The following is a 26358-nucleotide window of genomic DNA, read 5'->3' as shown; positions in this document are numbered from 1 at the left end:
TTCTCTTGGGTTGTTACCGCAACTGATCTTCTTGAGGTTAATTCATTATTTTACGAATTTATGCTGCGGGATGTGTGATCCAGTGGTAATAAACAAGTATTATTGGGTATTAGTAAACGAGGAGACAGATATTTACGCACCTTACTTATTCATGGTGCACGATCCGCATTAAGTCGGTGTAAAAAAACAGAAAGCCATTATGGTAAATGGTTGGCGAGCAAAAGAGATACTTTAAGTCTTAATAAGGCCGCTGTTGCTTTAGCTAATAAAAATGCACGCATTATATGGACACTGTTAAAAACAGGAAATGAATTTGATTGTAATCAAAAAATGGGAGCAGCTTAATGCGTGTACCGCTACGTCAGCAATGATGCCTATTGCCTTAAGCAAGCGCCCGTTCAGGCATAAACGTAATCGCCTCACGTTCAAAAGAGATCTTAATTGCCGTCAACAATTCATCACGCACCAGTGCCAAATCAGTTTTGGACCAATATAACACTTTCAATTCAACACCCTTATCCAGCATTTGCGATAATAAAATCTTCGTGCCAGGCTTAGGTAAAATATGAACACACTCATCGCAAATATCTCTAAGCAGCATTTTAATATTGCTAATATTGTGTACTGAATCAATACGTAACACAATTTCATCCCGTTTTTGCGGGTAGACACTGAGGTTAGTAATTTCCGATTTAATTAAAGCTTCATTAGGTATACGAATCAAACGATTGTCACTGGTTTTAATCTTAGTTGATAACCAATCAATGGTTTCAACCGTTCCTTTAATATCTTTAATCGAAATCTCCTCCCCTACTTTAAAGGGACGTTCAAATAGAAGAAAAACCCCACTAATGAGATTTGATGCGGCAGTTTGGGATGCAAAACTTAGAGCAACGGTAAATAACCCTGCGGTACCTAGTAAAATAGTAAGTTTAAATCCCATTTGCTGTAGGGCAGAAACCAAAAATAATAAAAATAACCCGTAATAAATAATACGGCTAAACAGCATTGCATGGTGCTTTGAAAATTTATTTTCAATGAATTTTCCGACTAAGGCACTGATTTTTTTTGCGAAAAAATAACCAAAAAAAAGGAGCATTAAAGAAAAAGCGATGTGCTCCCAGTTTAAATGTTTCAGGTATTCCAATGTATTTTCCATAATATCTCGATGTAATCAATAAAGTGCGCGATAATACCACAAAAATGAGAGACAGAATGAAAGAAGAACTACAATCTACTACGTGGGCATGACCTAACGTTGATATACATAAATTAAAAAACCGTGAAAAAACAACTCACGGTTTTTTACATTTACTTGAAGGATTAGTAACAGGATTCTTGCAACCAACAATGGCCATAACGGTTACATACGCGAACTGTTTGACATTCAGAGTCATAATAATAACCGCCAAGGGGAACACCAACAACTACGCCAGGCCCCCCCCCAACCACCGCCGCCATGGTAGTATCCGTGCCAACCACCACCTCCGCCATGCCAACCACCACCTCCGCCGTGCCAGCCACCACCTCCACCGTGCCAGCCACCACCTCCGCCGTGCCAGCCACCGCCTCCGCCGTGCCAGCCACCGCCTCCGCCGTGCCAGCCACCGCCTCCGCCGTGCCAGCCACCGCCTCCGTGTGCGCTACATGCTGCACTAGCAAATAGGCCTAGAGCAAAAATCGCCGTACGCATAACGTTGCTCATCGTATTTCCACTCATGATACATCCCCATTTCTTTCTTTATTCTTTATATTTTAGTATAGCTCAAATTGCATTTAAAAATAGCATTATGTACTGGATATAATATATCTTTTATTGTTTGGTTCTAAAGCGCAACTGTGTAATAATGCGGACCCATTTTTCCACATTAATCTTGCTTTTAAAGAAGGACTAGCCAATGGCTTTTGCAAAGGGAATCCCTGTTTCCAAAAACAATGCCCTGAATCCGAAACAACCACCCTTAGATAAAATCGAACAGGCATACAAACAATTAGACAAAATACAACACGACCTCGAAGCAGCAATTGATTCATTTGCTGACAATAACAGCCTCATTTCTCGTGCGGCAGCATATTTGGGACAATGGCCGCTATGGATACAAATCAGTGGCGGTTTATTCTTGGCATTCTCACTCTTAATATTCAGCATGGCAATCAGTGTGGTTGCGTTGGGCTGCTATACTGCGGCCGTACTCTTACTAAATGAGCATCACGATCTATTCAGATATAACACCCAGAAATTTAAAACCATCATGCAAAATCTTACTAACGTTCTTGGCGTTCTAATTGGTTTAATTAATAACGTTCATGAGCAATTCAAAAATGAAATAGAGAGCATACAAGAAAAAAATCAAGAGTATCAACAAACGATTGGCCAATTAAATAAGCACATATCAGCACTAACTGAAAAAATAAGCACCCTAACTGAAGCACAAGAAAAATTACAAGCCATTATAAATGCTCATGAATTAACAATCAGCAATCTAAATGACGGCATCGAAGAACAGTCTAAGTTATTCCAGGCAACTCACAACCAATTAACTAAAGTCACTGAGCAATCAGAAGAAACTCAGGCACAACTGTCTGAAAAAATAGATCAATTAGAAAAAATGCGCCTTCAACTAGAATCAGAACATGAGCAGATGACGCGTACCATATCAACCCTTAAAAACGCCGTAATTTCTTTATCAAACCAAACACTGGTCAGCGAAGAACATCAAGACATGCTGAAACAAAAATTGCAAGATTTTGTTACAAGTAAAGAAAAAGATCTTGCTCAATTTGCCATTAGCACCACTCAAATCAATCTAGATCTGGAAATTACGCAAAAACAATTACACCAATCCCTGCAACAACAAATGTTGTTAAGGCAAAGCCTTGAAAGCTTAATCGGAGAATTCGAACAATTAATAAGCGTTGAGGACGGACAAATCAATAAAAAAGCCTGCTATGATCAAAAATCGCTAGAAACCTTAAGAAAATTTAGCTTTCTTATACAACTAGGAACTGCTCCATCAGCTATTCCCGCTGAGTCCAGAGAGAATAATCTAACTTACTAAGAAACTCTTGTTAAAAATTGCATTTAAAATATAACTTTATTATCATTAGCTTTAATATAGAAAATTAGTAACTTTCCAATACCATGTCTCCTCTATGTTATTGAAGTTACACCAGTTGGCAGTAGATCATGACCACACTGACCAAAACACATATTGAGACACTTATAACTCACTTTTATCAAAAAGTACAAGCGGATGAGATGCTTGGACCTGTCTTTAATGAGGTAGCCCAAGTCAATTGGGAGGAACATATCCCTCTACTGTGTCAATTTTGGAATAGTGTCATGCTAAAAACCAATGAATATCACGGTAATGCCTACCAAAAACATGTTGTACTTAAAGAACTCACACAGATTCAAGAAACACACTTTATCCGTTGGCTAAATTTATTCCAACAAGAAGCACAAAATCATTTACCCAAAGAGGCTGCTGAAGAAATAACTCAAAGAGCCCATTTAATCGCCGAATCATTAAAGTTTGGTATGTTAAAAAAAGAGGAGTGATGCAATGATAAAACCACTAACTCGTGATATCCTATTGACTTTAACAGTAAAATTATCCATGTTATTCGTGCTGTGGGCTGTCTGTTTCAAAAACGTAGAAAAACCAAATAAAAATACGGAGCAATGGTTATTAGGCAGCTCTCATGCCCAAGAACCATCTAAATCTCCAAAATAGTGTTCTATTTATGCGACTCTGCTCTAGATTCGCTTTTACAAATGAGGTGAACCATGATTCCTGGTAGTGACCTTGTAGATCTTTCCCGTCTACAATTTGCTTTAACCGCTCTTTATCATTTTCTATTTGTCCCGCTGACCTTAGGCCTGTCATTAATCCTGGCCATCATGGAAACAGTTTATGTCATGACTGGGCGAGATATATGGCGAAAAATGGTGAAATACTGGGGCATGCTCTTTGGAATTAACTTTGTCCTTGGGGTTGCAACCGGTTTAACGATGGAGTTTCAATTCGGTACGAATTGGGCCTACTACTCCCATTATGTCGGTGATGTCTTTGGCGCCCCATTAGCGCTGGAAGGAATCATGGCATTCTTTTTGGAAGCAACCTTTGTTGGTTTGTTTTTCTTTGGCTGGAACCGATTAAGTCGCGTACAACATATGTGTTGCACCTGGATGTTGGCTTTAGGCACGAATCTCTCTGCTTTGTGGATTTTAATTGCCAATGGCTGGATGCAAAACCCTGTAGGTGCTGAATTTAACTTTGAAACCATGCGCATGGAGGTTACCGACTTTGCTGCGGTTATCTTTAATCCAGTGGCTCAAGCCAAATTCGTACATACAATCAGTGCCGGCTATGTAACTGGTTCTATTTTCGTTTTATCCATAAGCGCCTATTTCTTGTTAAGAGGCCGTAACCTTGCCTTTGCTAAACGCTCCATGACGATTGCAACGAGCTTTGGACTAGCATCTGCCTTGGCCGTGGTAGTATTAGGTGATGAAAGTGGGCACTTTGATTATGATGTCCAACAAATGAAATTCGCAGCAATTGAAGCGATATGGCATACCGAAAAAGCACCAGCAGGATTAACCTTAATTGGGCTTCCCAATGAAAAAACAATGACAACGGACTATGCAATCGATATTCCTTATGTACTAGGTATAATTGCCACCCGAAGCTTTAATCAGCCACTTGAGGGCATTACCGAGCTCATTGCCCAAGGTAAAGATCGTATCAAAGAAGGAATGCTTGCTTATGAAGCCTTAACTAGACTGCAAAAGGATCATAATGATCCCCAAGCTAAGGCAGACTTTCTAGCGCATAATGCTCATTTAGGCTATGGATTACTACTGAAAAAGTATACTGAAAATGTAGTGGATGCAACTGAAGAGCAAATTGATAAAGCGGCCCATGATCTCAAACCTAATGTCGTCCCGCTGTTCTTTTCATTCCGCATTATGGTGGCCTGTGGGTTCTTCTTTATTTTACTCTTTGCTGTAGGCTTCTATCTATCTGCGAAACACAAATTACATACATCCCGCTGGTATCATCGCATCGCATTCTGGGCACTTCCCTTACCTTGGCTTGCTGCTGAATTAGGCTGGGTAGTTGCGGAATATGGTCGCCAACCTTGGGTGGTGCAAGGGGTATTACCAACAATGATGGGAACTTCTTCTGTCAGTACGAGCCAAGTACTTACCTCTATCTCTGGTTTTGTGCTCTTTTACAGCACGCTTGCCGTAGTTGAAGTATACTTGATGGTTAAATACATTCGTCTTGGCCCCGATAATATGGCTCACTAGGAGAGGATGATGCCTTTAGATTATGAAACATTACGTGTTGTATGGTGGGTACTGCTTGGTGTGTTACTGATTGGTTTTGCAGTATTTGATGGCTTTGATTTAGGGGTAGCAATGTGGCTGCCCTGGCTTTCTAAGACCAATATGGAACGCCGGATTATGATTAACAGCATTGCCCCGACCTGGGAAGGAAATCAAGTTTGGTTTATTCTCGGTGGCGGTGCTATTTTCGCTGCTTGGCCAGCCTTATATGCCCTATCATTCTCCGGGTTTTATTTAGCCATGTTTTTAATCTTACTCGCTTTAATTTTGCGCCCAGTAGGATTTAAATATCGCTCTAAAGTCGATAACCCGCTATGGCGAGGAGTTTGGGACTGTGCTTTATTTATTGGCGGCTTTGTCCCTGCGCTTATTTTTGGGGTAGCGATAGGCAATGTATTGCAAGGTGTGCCTTTCCATTTTGATGCGCAATTACGTCCATTTTATACTGGTACGTTTTGGGCTCTGCTTAATCCCTTTGCCTTAGTTTGTGGTCTTTTATCAGTGTTCATGTTGGCCATGCATGGAGCTTTTTTCCTTAACGTGAAAACAGAAGGCCATATACAACACCGAGCTGTTCGAGCAGGAAGAGTTTGCGCTCTACTTTCAATCATTGTGTTCATAGCAGCAGGATTTTGGTTACATTATAGCATTGATGGCTATACGCTAACTGCTATTGTGCCACATGATGGCCCATCCAATCCGCTTTATAAAACCGCAGCCCTACAAGCGGATGCCTGGTTTAATAATTATCGGAATGCGCCAATCACCTTAATCGTTCCTGCCGTGGGAATTTTAGCTGCGTTTTTTGCTTTGATCACCGCACGTTGGGCAAAACTTGCCTTTGTATGCAGCGCGCTGTCAGTGATTGGGATTATTGCAACCGTAGGTGTGAGCATGTTTCCATTCATACTCCCCTCCTCCACGAACCCTGAGCAAAGTCTAATCGTTTGGGACAGCTCATCAAGTCAATTAACTCTATTTATTATGCTGATTGGGGTTGCCATCTTCCTGCCGATTGTTTTAGCGTATACCGCTTGGGTTTATCGTGTTTTGCGTGGGAAAGTAACTGAAGAAACGATTACTAATAATCAAGAAACAGCCTATTAGGAGGTTATTTTATGTGGTATTTTTCCTGGATTTTAGGTACTGGTTTGGCCTGTGCTTTTGCAATATTGAATGCAATGTGGGTTGAGTTGCGTGATAGTGATGAGCGCACGGAAGAAGTGCAACACTAATCGTAAATGTAGTCTGGTCACGCTAAAAGTGTTGTGAAGCTTAAAGAGAACCGAATTACCGCGGCTTGACAGCGGTAATTCGTGAGCTACCACGCTACCGAATAATTACAATCCTACCCACCGTATAAACTGATTCGATGCATTTAAACCAATTGCCGGTCTTCCTTCAAAAGAAATAGTAAAGCTAGTCCCCTGAGTCCCATTGGCTTTGACTTCCTTGATCTTACCTAAATTAACAATCTGCATTTGAGTTTCAAAATAACCACCGCGAACCTCTTTCATGGTAGGAATCACAAAGTAAATTGAACTTAAATCAGCCGTATGATTATTCGCTAAATAATTCAACTCAGCAGTGCTTAAAGCAATATACTCAGCATTATTGATTTGCCGCCTTAACATGCGCTTTAGCGGCGCGGTAGCATGAAATATACGTTGATAAACATCTGCAGAAATCACCGCTACGGGATTAGTTTCAGTCGCTTTACCTCGATAGCCGCTGCTAATAAATAAAATCGCCTCACGCTGATCGTCAGGAGCCGCAGCAGGTATGCTCAAAGTCATCTGGTTGCTAAGATGAGAGGCTACATCCTTATCACAGTTTAAAAACCTTGATTTGCTAAACCAGTTATCGCTGGGGTAATAAATCACGATTAAAGATTTATCTTTAATCGTATTAATGATGGCTTTAGAATTTTCTAATGGTAAGGCCGGACATCCCCAACTACGACCTGGGCGTCCGTATTTTTTAATAAAGCTCTCTTCAACATACCATCCTGAATGCATCACCACCGAACGATTTGAGGCATTGTCATTAAAATTACGGTCTAAACCATCCAAGCGCAATGAAAGTCCATCGCGTCCATAATAGGACTGTAGCGTTTGATAGACACCGATACTGCTGGCTTTGCTATTGTATTGATTGGAAAAATAGTTGGAAACTAAAGCACCTGATTTAATGCCATGAGACACATAGGTGTGAAACAATAATTTCTTTTCTTTTAAATCAAAAACCCACAAACGTTTTTCATTGGACGGCATTGAATAATCAATAATAGTGAGAATATTGTTATGATCCACATTATAGTCATTCGCGCATTTTAGAGTCATTAATACTTTATTAATAACTTGTTGATTTAAATGAGGGGCTTCATTATGAAGCATGAGATTCATATCATTAATGTCTTGAACACTGGAATGCCCCGCCGAAACAATAGGGACTAATCCATTAATAAAGCGAATATCATCATTCACCTTTTTTTGCTGCTGCTCAATAAACTGCACTGGTACCGGCGGCAAATAGGATGACACGGCTAAAGCCAATAGCAGAAGAGCGCTCATGACATGTCCTTTTTTTTATTATTATTAAGTCCTGTACTGTTTAATATAGCTCAAATTTAATGGTGTGATGGGAGTTTTTTGTAGCTCTTCGCCAAGAGGAAAAATGAGACTCAGGGTAATAAAATTTATATTGTAGATTGAGCCATAGACCCAATCTACGAACCGACTTACCTGCGTCCAGGCACAGAACCAGAAGTCGTCTCTGGGTTCTGCTCATAAGAACCAGATAAAAGAGTACCTACTACGTTGGTGCTATGCAAGGCCACATCTGCTACCTCAGCAACACCAAACACCCCTTGGCTAGTTGCATCGCCTAATCTGGCACAATTCGCTCCAGAAGCAGCTAAACGGCCCCAGAAGGTATCTTTGTTTCTAAATGCAATTATTGTTAAACCACGAGTGGCAAGATCAAAACCAAAACGGAATGAAGTACTTGGATCCATTATCATTTGTACTGCAGCTAAAGTTAGGGCACCGGCATTTAAAATCTGCATCGTTTTATCAAAATCTCACTCTTGACTAAAAAAAATAAACATTCGAATTTTCCTTATCATGATTTAAATTGGATACGTATTGGTCATAAAGAAAAAATAAAACAAGTTTTTTTAGACCATTAGAAATCAAATATTGCAATCGACTCATCATCAATGTCTTCATTAACATCAAAAACAGGCTTTCGAGGCTGAGGATTAGTTGCAAATAAACGCTCCAAATTCTTAACCAATAAACGGGTAGAATGCTCTCCAATTGGGCGATTAGAAGGCTCAATATGCCCTCGCTCCATTTCCGTATAAAATTGTTTCTTTAATTGCTTTTTGATACTCGCATCAACATCCTCATCTTGATCAATTTTCTGAAAAGAACTATCGATCGCAGCTTGATATTGCCTATTTAACTTATCAAGTTTAATTTTGCATTCGGTGACGGTATGAACCATTAGTGCGGCATCGCTTTTAAATAACCAGCACATTTGTGCTAAAAAGTTGGAAAGCTTAACCCAAACGTTATTATGCACCTGGAGAAAATGCGCCAACCGGTCAGCATCTGCCTGGTATTTTTTGAGGAAAAGTTGATTTTTTTTCACTGAGCGCAATAAAGCATGATAGACATGCACTGCATGCTCTGCGAGTGTCACGGTTTGCTGCAGCTGCAGAAGTCCATCATCTGATTCACTTAAAATTTGCCGTTTTAAATCATTATCCTGCGGAAATAGCTGATTGTTAATACGGTTAATTTCTTCTTGTTGAGCGTCCACTCTACCATTAAGCTCAGTAAGAGTATCCATTAACAATTGCTTTAGCGCTCCCTTGCATTCACTATCCCAAGTAGATGGCATCCATGTTAAAGCGACATCCTGTATTTTTTGTGATGTAACGTAGCGATAACCATGCGTTAGCGGCACAGAGAGCCAGCTCAGGCCATAGGACATTCGCTGTGACAGATTTTGTTCCTCGTTGACAGTAATTAATTGCTGTACCATAGCCTCAAAAGCTATTTTTTTCTGCTCCGCTAAAGTTTTTAGCAAAACCTGATAAGCCTCTGAGTTATTAGCTATCAAATCTAAAAAATACATCCGACCAGAAACACGACTCTCATTGTCGATTAGCGAATTAAGAAGCACTTTCAGTGATTTAATCTTTAACTCAAATTCATGGTTATTGCTTCGTAATGTCATTAAACGCACAAGAGCGACAGAAGCCTGGGCCATAGTATCTTCAACTACCACCAACTTCTTTTCAATCGCAAGTTCGTCAATGTTTCCAGTTTGTTTATCAGAAGATTCAGTAGTGAGCAATGAGAGATACTGTTGATTAAAAGAGGCTTGGGCAAGCTCAACAACATTAGGCTCCTCATCAGCTCCCTCAGGCTTAGGTGCAAGAAGGAGAGCCTTTGCTTCGGTCTTTCGCAATAAGGTAGCGATACTTTCTTGTATTTCGTCTATAGGAATAACCCAAGATACCATGCTTAAAGTCCAGGAACTCAACGATTTTAAGGTCGGCTCGCCCAAATTAAGAATAAGAAAGAGAGTAAACAATAAATTTGCCGCCAGTGCTTTATCTGTAAATACGGCATCATCTAAATCCAATATCTCATTTACTATCTGCAGTAATTTCCTTACATCCGCCGTTGAGGGTATTTTAGTATTAAAAAGATGCCCAGTAATATCACTTAAATCCTGTAGGGCATTACATAAGTCTTGATTTCCAGCAGGCCGTAATTGCTCTAAAACCTCATCGACCGTTAATTTCGCAAATAATAGAGCGCCACGTTCTCGTGCACCATAAATATCCAAACGAAGAAATAACTCTGAGTTGAAGCTATCTGCGAACGCATCTTTGATCATCGCCAAATTATCGATTGATTGAATGTAAGTGCTCATTAATAAGGCTGTGAGTAATTTTGCTTGCCCAGATTCGGTGCATGCTTTATCTCCCAGCCACTGTCTGCCACGCTCTTCTTTGCTTTGCATAACCCCTCTTATTCCAGCCCACTTAAAACTTTTATTCTACCCGAAAACAGAGCAAAACAAAAGCCAAGTGTCCGAAATTGGCCCAGAAAAGCATCGTAAAATCAACTATGATTAATAGGAGAATCACTAAGGAAATAAATGATGGCCGCTAAAAAAGGAATCTATATTTTTACCCTGATAGGACTATTCCTTGGATTTATATTAGATTACGCATACCGTCTGCAAGAGTCCGCATGGGGTAACTCATCAATGGTCGATGGATACTCGATCTACTTTTCATGCATCTGTATTGTTACCTTCTCGACTATTTTCGCACTACTGTATACCCTGGCTTATAATGAAACTCATCGCCTGCGTTTTTTATTACTACGGATGATGTATTACCTCTTACCCTTCTTCGCATTAACGAATATTGCCTATTTTATTCTCTATCAAATAGGCCCTGCTGTGGGCAAAAGACCTGCATATACCGCACCAATTTTCGATCTGTCTGAACCACGGAAAAAATAATTATTTATCAAAAGGAGATAACAATGGATAGTCAAGGAAGTAGTCGGGGGGATTTTCACACAATCTACCAAGGACAATCTGTAGATGATCTCATTATTGAATACATGGAACAAAATGCGATTCCTGGAATGTCCCTTGCCATTGTACAAGCTCCGTATATTACGCGTGCAGTTGGCTATGGATTAGCGGATACTCAATCTAAGCGCTTGGTTTCAACCCGTACGCTGTTTAATGTAGGGCAAATAACCACTGCATTTACGGCTGTCGCGATAATGCAGCTTCAAGAAGAGGGGAAATTAGACGTGGGGGATTCCATAATAGGCTATCTACCTTCATCCGCACCACGAGCGTGGGAAAAAACCAGTATTCGCCATTTGATAACTCACAGTTCCGGAATACCTGATTATACCAGCGTTAAAGGCTTTTCTTATCACCATCAATATACTGCTACAGAAATTATTAACCTTATTAAGGACCAGACGTTATTATTTCCATCAGGAACTGAGAGCCAAATTAGTGCTTCTAATTTTTATCTACTCGGACTTATTGTAGAACAAGCCAGTGGTATGAGCTATGAAGCCTATGTAACTAAAAATCAAATTGAACGTATGGGATTACAGCGCACCTTTTTTATCAATACCTTATCGTCGTTGGAAAATGAAACCGGCAATGGTACCAACCCATTTAAACATAGCGAATTTTTAAAAAATCCAATTTTTGTTGATCCTGCAGAACCGGCTGTTGGGCATTCGGCTGACAATACAATCGCCCCCGAAGTAAGCTGGACATCCTCTTTTGCCAATAGCGGCATCATCGCATCTGCTGAAGACATTAGCCTTTGGGATATTGGCCTGGCGGGCGGCATTCTCGTTAAAAATGCCGAAAATAGAGCCTTCTTATATCAAAGCCCAATGTTGGATAATCAACAAAAAATCTCAGGAAATGCGGGCTGGTCATTTCCCGGCCATCCTGGACTGATGCATATAAAAGGAACTATCCCCGGGTTTTCCGCTTTTTTAAGTCGTTTTACCGCAGCAAGTGAATTAGTCTGCGTGACGCTCTTGGCCAATAAAGAAAACTTAGTGGATCTAGATATGTTAGCCCGTAAAATTGCCGCAGCCTTTGATATTAAATTAGCGGCAATGGATGGTGGTCTAAAGGCAGAAACGATACAAAGCCCCTATTCAGTGCGACAAACTATTGAGCGATTAAGCGCTATAGTAAACAAACAAGGGGGCAAAATTTTTGCCCATATCGATCACCGTACCGAAGCCTGCAAAGTCAATCAATCCTTATTACCCACTGAGGTCCTAATTATAGGCAATCCCGCTAAAGGCACCGCCTTAATGCAAGAAAATCCGGCAGTAGCCTTAGACTTACCCTTAAGAATCATGGTTACCGAAGACCCAAAGGGAGAAGTCTGGCTGAACTTTACTGATCCAGTAAAATTTAAAAAAGACTATCATTTGGGTAGCAATGAAGCCAAACAAATAGCCACCGCCTTACGCAATCTATGTGAAAAAGCGGTTTCAATTCAAAGTAAATTTTAAACAATTATTGCATGCTTAATAGAAATCTCCGAAAATGAGATTTCTATTATTAGCCATAACTAAGGAATGAATAATGGCAAACTTTCTCTGCATTGCGCAATTTACCTCCAAACCTGGCAAGGAAGAGGAGCTCTATAAAGCCTTGTTAACCCTGCTGGAACCTACCCGAGCAGAGCCTGGATGCATCAGCTATAATCTGCATCAAAATGTGGAAAATTCCAGTATCTTCACCATGACTGAATGCTTTGAGTCCAAAGAGGCATTTGAGTTCCATTCAGTCCAACCGTACCTGCAGCATTTTAGAAAAAAAGCTGAGCACTCTATGGAATCGGTGACATTAACGCTGGGTACAAAACTGTAGGCACAAGTATAGCCCACAGTTGCTGTGTGACAAGCTTAATTAAGTAGAGATATTTTTTCTATTAAAATATAAATATCTCTATTATCAAAATTAAAATGACCTAAGGTATAAACCAATTGGTCTTCATTGATAAAGTATTTATCGATGTAAGAAGGTAAACCCAACAGGATTTCTCCTTCAACTTCGGCACTAAGGCGATTTTTAACCCCACCAGCGATGATGTTAGTCAATTCTTTAATCGCATCAACTACATCAGCCTCATCAAGTCGTTCATTTTCATCATTGCATAAAATACGATTAGCAATATAGTCAAGCGTCTCTTGTTGCGACAAGAAAAATACATTGATCTTTTTACCATCCATGTTTAACTCAATACTTGAGCCATTCAGATCGCTAATTTCATTCAATAGATTTATATAGTTAATTTGAGGTTCAGAATGTTCTTCGATAAAAAAATTCTGTACACCAAAATCATAAAAAGCGCCAATCGAAGCATCGAGCCAGGTTGATAAATTATTAGTATCCATAAGCCACCTAAATTAATGTTTTTTCTTGAGTTGATAACAAGGGGTTTTTTCCACTTTTAAACGTTCAAAATTATCGCTAATACCTAACAGGGTTTCTGAGCCGCCTAAAAATAAATATCCATCAGGATTTAAAACAAATTCCAAACGCTTAAAAATATCTTTTTTAGTATCAAGGTCGAAATAAATTAAAACATTCCTCATGAAAATTATATCCATACGTGCTAATTGCCATGCATGCTTTAAATTAATTTTTTGAAACTTAATCATATTGCGAATTTCTTGCTTTATCTGCCAGGAAGAACCTGATTTTTCGAAGTACTTCACTAAATAAGGCATAGGCAGTCCCCTGTTTATTTCTAATTGGTTGTACATGCCCAATTTCGCTTTTTCTAACATGGTTTCGGAAAGATCACTGGCTATAAAATTAATGGTCCATCCCTCGAGCTTTGCAGCATAGTCTTTTAAGATCATCGCAATCGTATAGGGTTCTTGACCACTTGACGCAGCAGCACACCAAATATTTAGTTTTCGTTCTGATTTCTTTTTTTCTATTACATCGAGTACCGCTTGATTCTTCAAAAAATCAAAAGGATAAATGTCACGAAAGAAAAATGTTTCATTGGTCGTGATCGCATCAATTACTCGAGTTTTCAATTTATCATTTTGCTTGATTCGAACCTCTTCGAGAAGAACATCAATAGAAGGAAACCCCAACTCTTTTGCAACAGGACCTAATCTAGCCTCTATCAAGTATTCTTTTCCTAAATCAATAACAATAGCGGTTTGTTCTTTAATAAATTGTTGTAAAAATATAAAGTTAGGATTATTGCTCATTTAGAGACCCTAAATTGGTTTATTGATTTAATAATTGCCTTATCTATTGCGTCTAAAGAGTAAATTTCATCTTCTAAATTTGCTTTTGCTACAGCACCAGGCATTCCCCATACAACGCTAGATTCTTCATCTTGTATAAAAACTCGGCCCCCAGACTCCTTTATGGATTTACACCCTAGCAGACCATCTTGCCCCATGCCTGTCATCACAACAGCGAGAGCATGGCTCTTAAAGTGCTGCGCTACAGAATTAAAAAGTACATCAACCGAGGGTCTGCATGAATTTTCTGGAGCCTCTTGGTTCAAGCGTACTATATAATTAAAATGTCCTTTAGCTAATGTCATGTGGAAGTTCCCAGGAGCAATCCAGACGTAGCCCGGTTTTAAGACATCCCCATCAACAGCCTCCTTCACGTTAATCGCGCTTTTTTTATCTAAGCTTTCAGCAAGCATACGGGTGAAGAGAGCCGGCATATGCTGCACAATAAGAATGGGTACCGGAAAATCAGCGGGGAACTTAGGAATTAAGGTAGATAAAGCATTTGGCCCACCAGTAGAAATACCTATTGCCACGATGTCAATCGGACCAGTAAGAGGATTTGCGGTCAGGCCTCGAGGCATCTCCTTTTTAACTAACGATGATGCAGGGGATACGTATTGCTTCATGAGTCCATGAATTTTACACCGTAACTCTGTTCCCATGGACTCAAAAGACTCCTGTCGAGAGCTTTGAGAAGTGGGTTTGGTTACATAATCATTTGCCCCTCGTTCCAAAGCCTCTATCGTCACTTCAGCCCCTTTAAGTGAAAGAGTGCTGCACATGATTACAGGAAGGGTAGGATGTGTTTTTCTTAGTTCAGTTAACGCAGTTAGCCCATCCATTTCAGGCATTTCTATATCCAGGGTAACCAGATCGGGTTTAAGTCTATTGATCATATTTAAAGCATATACAGCATTGCTAATAGAGGCAATAACTTCTATTTCTGGATCCTTCGATATGAGTTTGTTAATAATTTGTCTCATTAATGCCGAGTCATCAATGATCATCACCCTGATTTTTTTCATATTAAGCTACTCTTAAAAACTCCATTAATATTCTGCTAATAATCCCATCATTTCGAGCTTTCCTAAAATCACCTCTTTAGTAAAAGGCTTCATAACATACTCATTAGCCCCGGCAACCATTGCTTTATGCATGTTACTCATTTCTGTTTCTGTAGTAACCATCATCATCCAGGTGGATTCTAATCCCACTGTTTTTTTAGCGGCTTTAATGAATTCAAGACCATCCATAACAGGCATATTCCAATCAATACAGATGAGGTCAAATGTTTCACCAGCATGTAATTGATCTAAAGCTTCTTGCCCATTTCCCGCCTCTTTAACATCCCATTTCTCTAGTCCAATAAAAATACGCTTTAACAAGGTACGAGCGGATCTAGAGTCATCTATCAACAATACTTTCTTCATAAATACCCCTATTTTTTTAGCATATTCCGTAACAATAAGGATTTAAAACGTATATTGGGCCATAATTTTCTTCAAATCAGCCGCCATTTTTGTCAGCTCTTCAGAAGCCAGTTGATTATTGCTTGCGCCTTCCGCAGTGTCTTTTGCGGCTTGAGCCACTCCATGTATATTTTCAGAAATCTCGATACCTCCTTGAGAGGCTTCAGAAACACTCCGACCGATTTCATTAGTGGTTGCACTTTGCTCCTCGACAGCACAGGCAATAGTGTTTTGAGTTTCATTGATTTCTTTAATAATTGTACTGATCTTGGTAATTGCAACTACAGACTCTTGAGTATCGGACTGTATTGTTTCAATTTTACGACTAATATCTTCCGTTGCTTTGGCTGTTTCTTTAGCAAGCTCTTTAACTTCATTAGCTACTACGGCAAATCCTTTACCCACCTCACCTGCGCGAGCTGCCTCAATAGTAGCATTCAAAGCAAGTAAATTGGTTTGCTGAGCGATAGAAGTAATCACTTTAACAACATTCCCAATTTGCATACTACTGTCACCTAGTTTCGCCATCGTTAGATTAGCATCATCCGTAAGATTGACTGCTTGCGTAGCAACTTGAGCTGCATTAGATGCATTTTTAGCAATCTCTTTGATACTGACATCAAGTTCTTCAATACCCGCAGCAACCGTTTGAATGTTTTGGCTGACTTGATTAACCGAGGTAGAAACAATGGTGGATTGTATGGAGGTTTCCTCAGCAGTGCCGGCCATTTGTTGCCCAATAGCATTGAGTTCATCAGAGGAGCTGGTTAACGCTTCAATATTTGTAGAAATTAAGCTTAAATCATGATGCAAAGCTCCCATAAATTTTTTTAGAGCCACGCAGACAAGATCAATCGGTTCATTGCCATTAACGATGATCTCTTTACTTAAATCCCCCTCACTCGCGGCATTGACCACCTCTAAAATAGAATCTACTTTTTTCATCAATTCAAGCTCTCGTTTTTTCTCTAACGTAACATCGTTGGCGAGCTTCACAACTTTTATCACTCGATTCATGTCATCGAGCATAGGGGCATACATACCATTAATCCACACCTCATCCCCATCTTTGGTAATGCGTTTGAATTCCCCTTTAAACGATTTACCATGAGATAGCTCATCCCAAAATTTGCTATAAGCTTCTTTTTGAGACTCCTCTTTATCTATAAATATTCGGTGGTGTTTCCCGGAAAGCTCATCTATTGAGGAATAGCCCATAAGCTTGAGAAAGTTTTCATTAGCCGAAATGACCGTACCATTAGGCTCAAATTCGATCATTGCATAACTGGAGTTGATAGCCCCCAATAAGGCTTTTAAATAATTGTAATTAGTTTCATATTCAGAAATTTCATAGCGCACGCCCAAGTAACTCATTGGCTTGCCATCGTCACCTAAAACAGGAGAAATAACCGCGTCTACGTAATAAGGGGTTCCATCTTTCTTTTTGTTTTTAATTTTTCCGCGGAATATTTTACCCGTGCCAATCGTTGCCCACATTTCTTTGAATACTGCCTTCGACATATCGGGATGACGAAACATATTATGGGGCTGACCGATACACTCCTCACGGCTGTATTGGGATACATCGCACAATTTATCATTTACAGTTAAAACATTTCCTCTGTTATCGGCTACAGAAACAATGCTCGTCAGATTAATAACACGTAATAAGGCTGCATGTTCTTTATGGAGTAATTCATATTTCTCTCTAAGGCTGTCATGTTCACTCTCTTTATCTGCTTTCTTGTTTTTTGAGTCTGCATTAGTAATGCTTGAATCCATTTTTTTGATAGCCATTTTTTGTCCTTAACATGTGTTTCTATTTAAATTAATTCGATTCCATTTCATGTAATTGAAGTACTTGTTCCAGATCGAGTATGAGCAATAACTGCTTTTCAAATTGACAGACCTCTTTTAATACTTGCCGAATAGCACCATTCAAATTTTCAGGAGGCACCTCAAAGAAATCATTTGGAATATTGATAACATCCCCGATACTGTCTACCAAAAGGCTTACGGGGTCATCATCGGTTTGTATTACAATATTTGTAGGCTTTATCTCATCTGATAACTCAGAAAAAAGAAGCCTTTTTCTCATATCTATAGCCGTAACTATTTGCCCACGCATATTAATGATTCCTCTAATCACATCGCACGTGAGTGGGATAGAAGTCATTTCCTGATAGCGAATTACCTCTTGGATCTTATTGACATCAATTCCAAAGAAAAATTTATCTACATAGAAAGTACATATCTGGCGTGATTCACTCATAATTCAGTCTCTGAAATAGTATGATTAAAGTAATGGGGCAATACATTATTTATAATGAAATCTATATCCAGGATTTCCGTTACTTTTTCCTCAATGATGGAAGTTCCTAAAATCCCTTTTCTTTTAATATGATTATGTACCTCATAATTACCCTCCACAATGTCGTAAACATGGTCGACAATGAGGCCAAAATTCCTTTCCCCCAAAGAATGAACAACGACTTGAACTTTCTCATTCTCTTCTTTTACCAGTCTTGATTGATTAATAAACTCCCCCAGATGAACTAAAGGCATAATCGATTTACGGTATTGCACCACCTCTTGCTCACCAACAGTCTCAATGCTGGATATCATAAATTCTTCTATTCGTTGGACCTTGCTCATGGGTACAGCCATTAATTTATCAATGCCTGCACGTAAAAGGAGAAGCGCCTGCTTCTGGCTCGGATCTTCTTGTATTTGAGTGACTTGTTTTAACCTTTTTGCCTCTAAATTAGATGATAACAAACCGGCTTTACGGGCAAATCCTGTTACATCAAGGATCAACGAAATTTTCCCGTCGCCCATAATCGTTGCCCCGGAAAAAGCAAATTGATTTTTTAAGAGTTTACTTAACGGTTTCACAACAATTTCTTGGGTGTCGTTAATATGATCAACAACCAGGCCAAATTGCACCTCTCCTGCTTGCAAGACAACGATGTTAATACTGGACCTGGTATTTTCCGTAGTGGGGTCATCTACTAATTCAAGTTCCTTGGCAAGGTAAACCAATGGCAATAGTTTTCCTCGCAACCGGTATAAAGGGGTATCTTTAATAAACTGTACGTTGGCTTTGATGTCTTCAGGCTCAAGATGCACAAGTTCCAGTAAACTACTTTGTGGTATCGCATATCGGTTTTCCTGACAGGTCACGATTAATGCAGGGATGATAGCAAGAGTTAAAGGTATTTTAATTTTTAAGAGGGTAAACTGACCTGGTTTACTTTGAAGTTCTATGGTTCCATTAATGCGTTCAATATTAGTGCGAACCACATCCATACCCACTCCACGACCGGAAACATTCGTTATGCGTTCCGCAGTAGATAAGCCAGGTAAAAAAATCAAATTCAGAGCCTCTCTCTCACTCATACGATTTGCTTGTTCCCCGGTGATTAACTCCCTCTGCAATGCTTTTGCCTTCACTTTTTCTGCGGAAATCCCGCCACCATCGTCATAAACTTCTATATGGACATGCCCCCCTTCATGATACGCCTTAAGGCTCAAAGTTCCTTCTTCAGGCTTGCCCGCAGCTTTGCGTACATCAGGGGTTTCAATACCATGATCGACAGAATTACGAACAATATGAGTTAAGGGATCTTTAATTGCTTCGATTAGGGTCTTATCGAGTTCTGTTTCTTTGCCATACATTTCTAAATTAACCCGTTTGTTACAGCTGGTTGCCAAATCACGAACCACACGTATAAATTTACCCCAGACATTCCCAATAGGCTGCATCCTGGTTTTCATTACACCTTCTTGAAGTTCTGAAGTAATTAAATTAAGCCTTTGTGATACAGTAATAAAATTTGAGTCAGAAATAGTCGATACAAATTGCAATATTTGATTTCGTGATAATACTAATTCACCAACTAAATTCATTAACTTGTCAAGAAGATCAACATTAATACGAATACTGGCTTCATTGAGCATATTCGTTTTTGATTCAGCATGTTGGATATCCTCTTGAATCACGCTTGTGGAGGGATCTATTTTTTCTTCAATGAGGACTGATGCTTCTTGTGAACTTGAAATGATATCGGTACTTATTTCAAGTGCTGGAGCAGATGAGGGTAACTCGTTAACTACGAGTGGTTCTGTAAGTTCTTTATCTTCAACCGATGCTACGACTTGGGACTCTCCCACTGTTTTTGTGGTTATTGCAGATTCAGGCGATTCAATTAAGTGATTGATGTTTTCAATTACATCATTATATAAATTCTCTCCATCAGCTCCCGTTACTGAAATGCTTTTTAGCATCGTACGTACCGCATCCATCGTACTTAATAATACAGTTATCATATTGGTGTTGAGATTCAGCTTGCCATCTCTTAACAAAGACAATAGATTTTCTGCACTATGCGTCAGTCGTTCGAGCTTGTTAAAACTTAACATCCCCGAACCACCTTTAATGGTATGTATGGATCTGAAAATAGAAGATAATGTTTTTTTATCAGATGGATCTTGCTCAATAATAACCAAGCCATTATCTAAGATATCTAAATGCTCGCCACATTCAATTAAAAACTCTTGAATGATTTCTTCGTCTTCGTCTATTTGATCCGTCATAATTTCTATTCCGTGCGTAATGCCTCATACAGATTATTGGTGCCCCATAACCACCAATTAAACTAACTAGAATAATTATTGAAAATGAGCCCATACATAAAAGTGCTGGTCTTACGAAATCAAATCAAAATCAAATAATTAACTTAGCTAAAGTTCGTCTCAAGTCATTGCATTGATTATTATTTACAATTGAGTATAGATCAGAAATAAAAAAATATAGGCTCTCCTAAAAGATAATAGAGACATTGATTTTAAAATAATTACTCCGAACAAGCAGTTATTGATTTATTCCAGGTTTGTTGAATGAGTTCTACAAGTTCTTTTGGACTAAAAGGTTTAACAATCACATAATTGACACCTAAATCATAGTAATTGTCTATTTCATGATTTTGAACTTTTGCAGTCATAAAAATTACCGGCACCTTCTTTAACAACTCAATAGTTTTGAGTGCTTGAAACGTGGTTATTCCATCCATATCCGGCATATTAACATCCAATATAATTAAATCAGGCACAAACCATTGAGCAATTTCCAGTGCCTTTAATCCTGTATCACAACACTCTATTTGGTAATTGGTTTTTCGCTGTAGAATCGTCATTACAATAGTTCGAATATCTTTGTCATCTTCAGCATAAAGTATCTTTTGTAACTCTGGAGTCATCGCATCACGTCCTTATTTAGTTAATGTTGTTCTACATTGATAACTATTCTTGACTATACTATTAGTGGAACGGAAGCGAAAAGGAAAATCTGACAATGAATGTCTTGATAATTGATAGTAGTCGTATTTTTAGAAAAGTTATTGGTAATTTATTTGCAAAATTAGGTTATGAAATAACACTTTCTGAAACGGTAAAGCAAGCGACAAAAGAGATTAAAAATTCTGAATTCGATATGGTTTTGGTAGCCAATGAGCTCAACGATGGTTTTGGGATGGATTTTGCCGAAAAATGTCGATGCGAACACTGGGTATCTAATGAAACGCCTATTTTTTTAACAACCACCTCTTCATTGTCTAATGATCATATTAGACAAGCCTTATCACGGGGAATCACTGAAATATTATCCAAAAATAATATCAAACTTATTTATGATCAGCTTGAAAATTTCGCAGCTCAAAAATTAATCAACAACCCATCGATGAAATGCCATATTCTTTATATCGAAGATGAATTAAATGAAGCAGAAAAAGTGATTAAAATACTAAACGCGGCAGGAGCAAAAGTTTCTCATTTCACCGGTACAGATGGGGTATTTGATTTTATAATGCATAATCAGATCAGCTTGATAATTTCTGATGTATTGGTCGATGGTCACGAAAGTGTACTGTCTCTCATTTATCGTTTACGCTCTAATTATACCGTTAACTCCATCATCCCAATTATTATCACTACAGGCTCAGATAATTTATCTCGAAGAATAGAATTTTTTCACGTGGGTATCGATGATTATTTAGTAAAACCACTAGTTGAACAAGAGCTTCTTGCACGCATCAAAAATTTACTAATCAAACGTAAATTTATGCAACTTGAATATGAGCAAAGTAAAAAACGACTACTAATAAACGAAAGATAAAATGGACAAAGAGACCAATAAAATTCTAGCAGCAATCCATAAAGATTATGTTAAAAAACTGCATCCACGAATTGTAGCCTTAGAGATAACATGGTTACAAATAACTGAATCAGAGTCAGATGAGGATGGCCTATGTACCTGTTATAGAGAAATACATGATTTATCTGGCTCCAGTGGCACCCATGGGTATAAAGAGCTGAGTAAAATACTCCGCGAATTAGATAAAATCTTTTCCAGTATATTGCAAAACGGGATGGATTTTGTAAACAAAAAGAAGACTACCGACTTACTAACTCAGGCAAAAAAAGCAGTGCTTGTGCCACCAGATACCCCGGATATGTTTAAAGAATACTAAGCGTGCTTTTTGGAAAAAAAATACCCCATATTGTTTAATACAAGGATGCATTAACCTCATGCCACCGCAACGCCCTCTATATAACGCTTATGCCTTCAAATTGTTTTTCCTTGCTTTTCTTTATTTTATTATGGGGAAACTTGGTCTTTACTTGGCAATTCCTCCTGGTTATGCAACCATAATATGGCCACCATCAGGTATAGCCTTGGGCGTACTGATTGCTCATGGCTCTAATCTCTGGCCAGGGATCTTCATTGGTTCTTTTGTATTAAACAGTCGCCTCTCAGGAATCTATACGCCCGATGTGGGATTTATTTTACCTAATATAATCTCTGCGAGTGGAATAGCGATTGGCTCAACAATACAAGCTTTAGCAGGCTATTCGCTTATACGACATTTTGTAGGACTTCCATTACACATGAATCGTTCGAGCCAAATCACCAAAGTATTTCTTCTAGGCGCTCCTGTGGCATGCCTTATTGCTGCGACTATTGGCGTTTTTTGCCTTTATACAAACGGAATTATAACTAAGGAACTTCTAGTAAACAGCTGGCTTACGTGGTGGTCTGGGGATACATTAGGTGTGCTTGTCTTTTTTCCACTGATCCTTATCCTGCCCTTAAAAGAAAATCAAACCACTTGGAAGGGGCATGTATTAAATACCCTGTCCTCTTTCGGCATACTAACTCTTTTAATGAGTTTAAGCGTGACATTTTATTTATGGAGGATTTTTTCAGTAGAAGCCTATGAACAATCCCTTAGCAAATTTCAGACTTTAATTGCTGAAAACAAGCGCTCTTTACTTAGTAATTTTACCAACTATGAAAATACATTATTAGCTACTGCGGCTTTTTTAAAGGCATCACCTCAAATATCTCGCTCAATTTGGAAAAACTATGCTAAAACATTAGTCGATGCGCAGCATTTAATCGGTATTGAAGGATTAGGCTTAATCCTGTCTGTCAAAAAAAAGGAGCTAACTCCTTTTGTCAATCAAGTTCGTTTAGATGGCGATAAAAAATTCAAGCTTTATCCTCAATCGTATTCTGGCTCTAATTACTTTATTATTACCTACATTGAACCACAGAAGGAAAATATAAATGCGCTAGGTCTAAATATTGCATTTGAAAAAAGACGACTAAATGCCGCATTATTATCTCGCGAAACAGGTAAAACAACGATTAGCGACAGCCTTCAATTGGTACAGGATGATCAAAAAACCGCAGGATTTTTAATTTTACACCCTATTCATCTAAGTTCTTCATCACAGTACGGTACGCACAGCGGATGGGTGTATTTAGCGATACTGGCGAGAAATTTTATTAGCCAGTTAACAGAAAACCAAAATCGCTACTTAAATGTAAAAATTTATGAAGGGAACAAACCGCACCAAACGAATTTAATTTACCAAAGTGACAAAAATATTCAGGTATATCCTAGTGTTTTTAAACAAAGCAGTGTCATCAACGTAATGCAAAAACAATGGCTCATCGTTTGGGAAAGTACCCCCTTGTTTGAGGCAACTGAAAAAAGTTACTTCCCTCTCATTATTTTGGTTTGTGGTTTTTTGTTTAGCGCGGTATTTGCCTTATTTCTGTTTATTAATGCGATGAAAAAGACCTCTACTCAAGAATGGTTAGCAAGTAGAGAGGGTTATTTATTTCCTGCATTTATTTTTATTATTTTATCGTTTGGAGCAACCAAACTATACCTGATTCTGGAAAATAATCAGTCCTATTATTTAGAGCAACTGCTTATAAGTGAGTTAAACACAATCGATTTATTAGTGAAAGCCCAGTTACAAAGTGGTATTAATGCGTTAGAGCGTATGGCGCGACGCTGGGAACAAGCTGAGGGGACTCCGTATAAGATATGGAGCATGGATGCTACCAATTATATTGATACCCTTAAAGGTCTCCATACTGTTGAATGGATTGATCCAACCTACCGTATTCGTTGGGTGAAGCCATTGGAGGACAACAAGAATCTTATCGGTATGAATATTTCATCTGCAGATATTGCTTTGAAAAATGTAACAACCACCAATAATTTGGCTAACGTGAGATCGTTCACGTTGACACAAGGGCGTAATGCATTTACTGTTTATTTTCCGTTAACCATTAATCAGCAATTTGGTGGCTTACTTGCAGGAATATTTTCTATCAGTGAGTTTTTTAATCAAAGCATTCCCCAATCGCTACTTCATAATTACCACATTACCTTAAGTCAAGGAGCCCAGGTTTACTTCCAAAATAAAATTAATACTCCAATCGAAAGTGACTTTGCCTTCTCAAAGGAAATTAGCTTTGGTAAAAATACGTGGACTTTACAATTAATTCCTACAAAACAATTTATTAAATACCAAAAAAACCAATTACCGTTGATGATTTTAATATCTAACTTAATTATTGCGTTACTCTTGGCGGTTTTTTTCCGCTCTATAATGATCTCCCACCTTAAATCATTATATCTTGAAGATTCTCATAAAAAATTGAAAGAAAGCGAGGAGCGTTATAATTTGGTTGTCGATGGAATGAGTGTTGGATTATGGGACTGGAAAATAAACGAAGACAAAATGTATTGGTCAGATAAATTAAAAAAAATGTTTGGAATTAAAAATAAATTACAAATTCCAAACATGGATTATTTTATGAGCAATTTGCATCCTGATGACAAAGATGAAACAGCAAAAATGCTGAATGACCATCTACATCATAATGGTCCTTATGATATTGAATATCGGTTTAAAGATGAAGAAGGAAATTTTGGTTGGTTTCACGCCTGTGGCCAAGCAACATGGGATCAATTTGGTAATGCGATTCGAATGGCAGGCTCTGTTGCTGATATTAATGAACGAGTTAACGCCAAGATCGCACTACAAGAATCTAACAAATTAAAAAATGCCATTTTAACCGGTGCAAAACACATCATCATTGCTACAGATGCCTCAGGCGTAGTAACTGTTTTCAATCATGCCGCTGAAAATGAATTAGGCTACAGCGCTCATGAGATAATAGGAAAAGAAACCCCTGCTATCTGGCATGACCCTAAAGAAATTATCCAAAAAGCAACCGATTTAAGTGATGAATTAGGTTATACGATAGCCCCTCACTTTGATGTATTTGTGGAGAAAGCAAAACGCTTCGGTTCGGATGAGGGAGAATGGACCTTTATTAGAAAAAATGGCTCTCGTTTTCCAGTTCGACTCACAGCAACCCCATTAAAAAATCAAGAACAAGTGATTACAGGTTATCTCGGCGTTATTGAAAATATCACGGAACGAAAACAAATAGAAAATATAAAAAATGAATTTGTTTCGATGATAAGTCATGAGTTACGTACTCCGATTACCTCTATTCGTGCATCTCTAGGCTTTATTCTTGATGATATGGCAGAAGAATTATCCCCAATAATCCATAATCTGTTAAACATTGCAAATGATAATTGCGAACGCTTAATTTTGTTAATTAATGATATGCTGGATATGAATAAAATAGCGTGCGGTCAAATGAGATTTGCCATTCAAAAGGAAAATCTTGCCGAGCTGTTAAAACAAACAAAAAACTTAAACCAGGCTTATGCAGATAAATATGATGTAATCATTTGTGCTGAACCTGTAGATTCAGAAATTTATATCAATGTTGATGCAGACAGATTTGAGCAAGTAATGACCAATATTCTTTCCAATGCCATTAAGTTTTCCCCCCCCAAAAGCTCCGTGGTAATAAAATCCTCGTGCATAGAAAATTCCGTTTGTATTCGTGTAGAAGATAACGGTATAGGGATCTCAAAAGAATTCCATAACAGGATCTTTACCCCATTTTCTCAAGATGATTCTTCCCATAAAAATACCAAAGAAGGGACTGGGCTTGGATTGCATATCTGCAAACAAATGGTAGAAAAAATGAATGGAAGCATAGGATTTGAATCTGAAATTGGAAAAGGAAGTTGTTTTTGGATCCAATTTGAGTTCACCCGCTTTAAGGAGGAGTACTCGTGTTAAGAGACAATAAACACCTTGCAAAAAGGAGGTGATATGCAAGCTTTATAAATTTTATATCCCCCTCCTGCTGGAATAAATACACACCTTTTTTTTCCAAAAATTAATTGATACACTCTAGCCAAAATAATCCTCAGTC

At 38.5% G+C, this 26358-nt stretch carries 25 protein-coding genes and 1 pseudogene; 13 read left to right on the top strand and 13 right to left on the bottom strand.

Annotated features, from left to right (window positions below):
* Positions 1–78 precede the first annotated feature (78 nt).
* Positions 79–169: pseudogene (locus tag ACQY7T_RS11515) on the top strand (transposase); the annotation flags it as partial.
* 213 nt (positions 170–382) lie between these two features.
* On the opposite strand, the gene ACQY7T_RS11510 reads toward ACQY7T_RS11515, so the two are convergent.
* Positions 383–1159, bottom strand: a complete 777-nt coding sequence (locus ACQY7T_RS11510) for a mechanosensitive ion channel family protein (RefSeq protein ID WP_428413551.1) — start codon at positions 1157–1159, stop codon at positions 383–385.
* Between the two features lie 234 nt (positions 1160–1393).
* A complete protein-coding gene (locus ACQY7T_RS11505) occupies positions 1394–1720 on the bottom strand; it encodes a hypothetical protein (RefSeq protein WP_428413549.1) in 327 nt (108 codons plus the stop codon).
* 178 nt (positions 1721–1898) lie between these two features.
* Here ACQY7T_RS11505 and ACQY7T_RS11500 point away from each other — a divergent pair, with 178 nt between their 5' ends.
* The 6 genes from ACQY7T_RS11500 to cydX all read left to right on the top strand — a co-directional run bounded on the left by ACQY7T_RS11500 (position 1899) and on the right by cydX (position 6594).
* Complete coding sequence (locus tag ACQY7T_RS11500) at positions 1899–3059, top strand: hypothetical protein (RefSeq protein ID WP_428413547.1); 1161 nt, start codon at positions 1899–1901, stop codon at positions 3057–3059.
* A 128-nt stretch (positions 3060–3187) separates the two neighbouring features.
* Positions 3188–3562: a group III truncated hemoglobin gene (locus ACQY7T_RS11495; protein ID WP_428413545.1), complete on the top strand. Its 375-nt coding sequence runs from the start codon at positions 3188–3190 to the stop codon at positions 3560–3562.
* A gap of 4 nt (positions 3563–3566) precedes the next feature.
* Positions 3567–3737 (top strand): cytochrome oxidase putative small subunit CydP, encoded by a 171-nt coding sequence (cydP, locus tag ACQY7T_RS11490; RefSeq protein WP_428413543.1) that lies wholly within the window; start codon positions 3567–3569, stop codon positions 3735–3737.
* A gap of 53 nt (positions 3738–3790) precedes the next feature.
* The gene (locus ACQY7T_RS11485) at positions 3791–5320 is read left to right on the top strand and encodes a cytochrome ubiquinol oxidase subunit I (RefSeq protein ID WP_428413540.1); all 1530 of its coding nucleotides are present in this window, start codon (positions 3791–3793) and stop codon (positions 5318–5320) included.
* A gap of 9 nt (positions 5321–5329) precedes the next feature.
* A complete protein-coding gene (cydB, locus tag ACQY7T_RS11480; RefSeq protein WP_428413557.1) occupies positions 5330–6466 on the top strand; it encodes a cytochrome d ubiquinol oxidase subunit II in 1137 nt (378 codons plus the stop codon).
* Positions 6467–6477: 11 nt separating this feature from the next.
* On the top strand, positions 6478–6594 hold the full coding sequence (cydX, locus tag ACQY7T_RS11475; RefSeq protein ID WP_428413538.1) for a cytochrome bd-I oxidase subunit CydX: 117 nt from the start codon (positions 6478–6480) through the stop codon (positions 6592–6594).
* A 105-nt stretch (positions 6595–6699) separates the two neighbouring features.
* On the opposite strand, the gene ACQY7T_RS11470 is transcribed toward cydX, so the two are convergent.
* The 3 genes from ACQY7T_RS11470 to ACQY7T_RS11460 form a co-directional block, all read right to left on the bottom strand.
* On the bottom strand, positions 6700–7932 hold the full coding sequence (locus tag ACQY7T_RS11470) for a murein L,D-transpeptidase catalytic domain family protein (protein WP_428413536.1): 1233 nt from the start codon (positions 7930–7932) through the stop codon (positions 6700–6702).
* A 167-nt stretch (positions 7933–8099) separates the two neighbouring features.
* Positions 8100–8426 carry a hypothetical protein gene (locus tag ACQY7T_RS11465; RefSeq protein ID WP_428413534.1) on the bottom strand — a complete coding sequence of 109 codons (327 nt, stop codon included), beginning with the start codon at positions 8424–8426 and terminating at the stop codon, positions 8100–8102.
* A 119-nt stretch (positions 8427–8545) separates the two neighbouring features.
* Positions 8546–10402, bottom strand: a complete 1857-nt coding sequence (locus tag ACQY7T_RS11460) for a hypothetical protein (protein ID WP_428413532.1) — start codon at positions 10400–10402, stop codon at positions 8546–8548.
* 138 nt (positions 10403–10540) lie between these two features.
* Here ACQY7T_RS11460 and ACQY7T_RS11455 point away from each other — a divergent pair, with 138 nt between their 5' ends.
* The 3 genes from ACQY7T_RS11455 to ACQY7T_RS11445 all read left to right on the top strand — a co-directional run bounded on the left by ACQY7T_RS11455 (position 10541) and on the right by ACQY7T_RS11445 (position 12823).
* Positions 10541–10912 (top strand): hypothetical protein, encoded by a 372-nt coding sequence (locus ACQY7T_RS11455; protein WP_428413530.1) that lies wholly within the window; start codon positions 10541–10543, stop codon positions 10910–10912.
* A gap of 23 nt (positions 10913–10935) precedes the next feature.
* Positions 10936–12462 carry a serine hydrolase gene (locus ACQY7T_RS11450; protein ID WP_428413528.1) on the top strand — a complete coding sequence of 509 codons (1527 nt, stop codon included), beginning with the start codon at positions 10936–10938 and terminating at the stop codon, positions 12460–12462.
* A 73-nt stretch (positions 12463–12535) separates the two neighbouring features.
* A complete protein-coding gene (locus ACQY7T_RS11445) occupies positions 12536–12823 on the top strand; it encodes a putative quinol monooxygenase (RefSeq protein WP_428413526.1) in 288 nt (95 codons plus the stop codon).
* Positions 12824–12858: 35 nt separating this feature from the next.
* Here the strand turns inward: ACQY7T_RS11445 and ACQY7T_RS11440 are convergent, their stop codons facing one another.
* The 8 genes from ACQY7T_RS11440 to ACQY7T_RS11405 all read right to left on the bottom strand — a co-directional run bounded on the left by ACQY7T_RS11440 (position 12859) and on the right by ACQY7T_RS11405 (position 20950).
* A complete protein-coding gene (locus ACQY7T_RS11440; protein ID WP_428413524.1) occupies positions 12859–13350 on the bottom strand; it encodes a chemotaxis protein CheX in 492 nt (163 codons plus the stop codon).
* Positions 13351–13362: 12 nt separating this feature from the next.
* Positions 13363–14184 carry a CheR family methyltransferase gene (locus tag ACQY7T_RS11435; protein ID WP_428413522.1) on the bottom strand — a complete coding sequence of 274 codons (822 nt, stop codon included), beginning with the start codon at positions 14182–14184 and terminating at the stop codon, positions 13363–13365.
* Entirely contained in the window at positions 14181–15248 is a 1068-nt protein-coding gene (locus tag ACQY7T_RS11430; protein WP_428413520.1) for a protein-glutamate methylesterase/protein-glutamine glutaminase, read from the bottom strand. The genes ACQY7T_RS11435 and ACQY7T_RS11430 overlap by 4 nt, the downstream gene beginning before the upstream one ends.
* Before the next feature lie 24 nt (positions 15249–15272).
* Positions 15273–15653 carry a response regulator gene (locus tag ACQY7T_RS11425; RefSeq protein WP_428413518.1) on the bottom strand — a complete coding sequence of 127 codons (381 nt, stop codon included), beginning with the start codon at positions 15651–15653 and terminating at the stop codon, positions 15273–15275.
* Between the two features lie 42 nt (positions 15654–15695).
* Complete coding sequence (locus ACQY7T_RS11420; RefSeq protein ID WP_428413516.1) at positions 15696–17489, bottom strand: methyl-accepting chemotaxis protein; 1794 nt, start codon at positions 17487–17489, stop codon at positions 15696–15698.
* A 31-nt stretch (positions 17490–17520) separates the two neighbouring features.
* Entirely contained in the window at positions 17521–17964 is a 444-nt protein-coding gene (locus tag ACQY7T_RS11415) for a chemotaxis protein CheW (RefSeq protein WP_428413514.1), read from the bottom strand.
* Positions 17961–20288, bottom strand: coding sequence for a chemotaxis protein CheA (locus tag ACQY7T_RS11410; protein WP_428413512.1), 2328 nt, complete (start codon positions 20286–20288; stop codon positions 17961–17963). The genes ACQY7T_RS11415 and ACQY7T_RS11410 overlap by 4 nt, the downstream gene beginning before the upstream one ends.
* 260 nt (positions 20289–20548) lie before the next feature.
* Positions 20549–20950 carry a response regulator gene (locus tag ACQY7T_RS11405; protein WP_428413510.1) on the bottom strand — a complete coding sequence of 134 codons (402 nt, stop codon included), beginning with the start codon at positions 20948–20950 and terminating at the stop codon, positions 20549–20551.
* Between the two features lie 95 nt (positions 20951–21045).
* Between ACQY7T_RS11405 and ACQY7T_RS11400 the strand changes: the two genes are divergently transcribed.
* From ACQY7T_RS11400 to ACQY7T_RS11390, 3 genes are read left to right on the top strand one after another with little or no spacing between them, the layout of a single operon-like run.
* Complete coding sequence (locus ACQY7T_RS11400) at positions 21046–21864, top strand: response regulator (protein ID WP_428413508.1); 819 nt, start codon at positions 21046–21048, stop codon at positions 21862–21864.
* Position 21865: 1 nt separating this feature from the next.
* Positions 21866–22219 (top strand): hypothetical protein, encoded by a 354-nt coding sequence (locus tag ACQY7T_RS11395; protein WP_428413506.1) that lies wholly within the window; start codon positions 21866–21868, stop codon positions 22217–22219.
* A 58-nt stretch (positions 22220–22277) separates the two neighbouring features.
* Positions 22278–26222, top strand: coding sequence for a CHASE domain-containing protein (locus tag ACQY7T_RS11390; RefSeq protein ID WP_428413504.1), 3945 nt, complete (start codon positions 22278–22280; stop codon positions 26220–26222).
* Positions 26223–26358: the final 136 nt, after the last annotated feature.

It is taken from the genome of Legionella sp., from assembly GCF_965140895.1.
In the GTDB taxonomy this organism is placed as follows: Bacteria; Pseudomonadota; Gammaproteobacteria; order Legionellales; family Legionellaceae; genus Legionella.
This window is presented reverse-complemented; position numbering and strand designations above follow the sequence as displayed.

Bases quoted from the DNA above. Each gene is read 5' to 3' on its own strand.
- ACQY7T_RS11465 (WP_428413534.1), bottom strand. From the start codon at position 8,426: ATGCAGATTTTAAATGCCGGTGCCCTAACTTTAGCTGCAGTACAAATG.
- ACQY7T_RS11430 (WP_428413520.1), bottom strand. From the start codon at position 15,248: ATGAAAAAAATCAGGGTGATGATCATTGATGACTCGGCATTAATGAGA.
- ACQY7T_RS11440 (WP_428413524.1), bottom strand. From the start codon at position 13,350: ATGGATACTAATAATTTATCAACCTGGCTCGATGCTTCGATTGGCGCT.
- ACQY7T_RS11445 (WP_428413526.1), top strand. From the start codon at position 12,536: ATGGCAAACTTTCTCTGCATTGCGCAATTTACCTCCAAACCTGGCAAG.
- ACQY7T_RS11505 (WP_428413549.1), bottom strand. From the start codon at position 1,720: ATGAGTGGAAATACGATGAGCAACGTTATGCGTACGGCGATTTTTGCT.
- ACQY7T_RS11420 (WP_428413516.1), bottom strand. From the start codon at position 17,489: ATGGCTATCAAAAAAATGGATTCAAGCATTACTAATGCAGACTCAAAA.
- ACQY7T_RS11415 (WP_428413514.1), bottom strand. From the start codon at position 17,964: ATGAGTGAATCACGCCAGATATGTACTTTCTATGTAGATAAATTTTTC.
- ACQY7T_RS11485 (WP_428413540.1), top strand. From the start codon at position 3,791: ATGATTCCTGGTAGTGACCTTGTAGATCTTTCCCGTCTACAATTTGCT.
- ACQY7T_RS11395 (WP_428413506.1), top strand. From the start codon at position 21,866: ATGGACAAAGAGACCAATAAAATTCTAGCAGCAATCCATAAAGATTAT.
- ACQY7T_RS11460 (WP_428413532.1), bottom strand. From the start codon at position 10,402: ATGCAAAGCAAAGAAGAGCGTGGCAGACAGTGGCTGGGAGATAAAGCA.
- ACQY7T_RS11510 (WP_428413551.1), bottom strand. From the start codon at position 1,159: ATGGAAAATACATTGGAATACCTGAAACATTTAAACTGGGAGCACATC.
- ACQY7T_RS11455 (WP_428413530.1), top strand. From the start codon at position 10,541: ATGATGGCCGCTAAAAAAGGAATCTATATTTTTACCCTGATAGGACTA.
- ACQY7T_RS11400 (WP_428413508.1), top strand. From the start codon at position 21,046: ATGAATGTCTTGATAATTGATAGTAGTCGTATTTTTAGAAAAGTTATT.
- cydX (WP_428413538.1), top strand. From the start codon at position 6,478: ATGTGGTATTTTTCCTGGATTTTAGGTACTGGTTTGGCCTGTGCTTTT.
- ACQY7T_RS11435 (WP_428413522.1), bottom strand. From the start codon at position 14,184: ATGAGCAATAATCCTAACTTTATATTTTTACAACAATTTATTAAAGAA.
- ACQY7T_RS11500 (WP_428413547.1), top strand. From the start codon at position 1,899: ATGGCTTTTGCAAAGGGAATCCCTGTTTCCAAAAACAATGCCCTGAAT.
- ACQY7T_RS11450 (WP_428413528.1), top strand. From the start codon at position 10,936: ATGGATAGTCAAGGAAGTAGTCGGGGGGATTTTCACACAATCTACCAA.
- ACQY7T_RS11425 (WP_428413518.1), bottom strand. From the start codon at position 15,653: ATGAAGAAAGTATTGTTGATAGATGACTCTAGATCCGCTCGTACCTTG.
- ACQY7T_RS11390 (WP_428413504.1), top strand. From the start codon at position 22,278: ATGCCACCGCAACGCCCTCTATATAACGCTTATGCCTTCAAATTGTTT.
- cydB (WP_428413557.1), top strand. From the start codon at position 5,330: ATGCCTTTAGATTATGAAACATTACGTGTTGTATGGTGGGTACTGCTT.
- cydP (WP_428413543.1), top strand. From the start codon at position 3,567: ATGATAAAACCACTAACTCGTGATATCCTATTGACTTTAACAGTAAAA.
- ACQY7T_RS11470 (WP_428413536.1), bottom strand. From the start codon at position 7,932: ATGAGCGCTCTTCTGCTATTGGCTTTAGCCGTGTCATCCTATTTGCCG.
- ACQY7T_RS11410 (WP_428413512.1), bottom strand. From the start codon at position 20,288: ATGACGGATCAAATAGACGAAGACGAAGAAATCATTCAAGAGTTTTTA.
- ACQY7T_RS11495 (WP_428413545.1), top strand. From the start codon at position 3,188: ATGACCACACTGACCAAAACACATATTGAGACACTTATAACTCACTTT.
- ACQY7T_RS11405 (WP_428413510.1), bottom strand. From the start codon at position 20,950: ATGACTCCAGAGTTACAAAAGATACTTTATGCTGAAGATGACAAAGAT.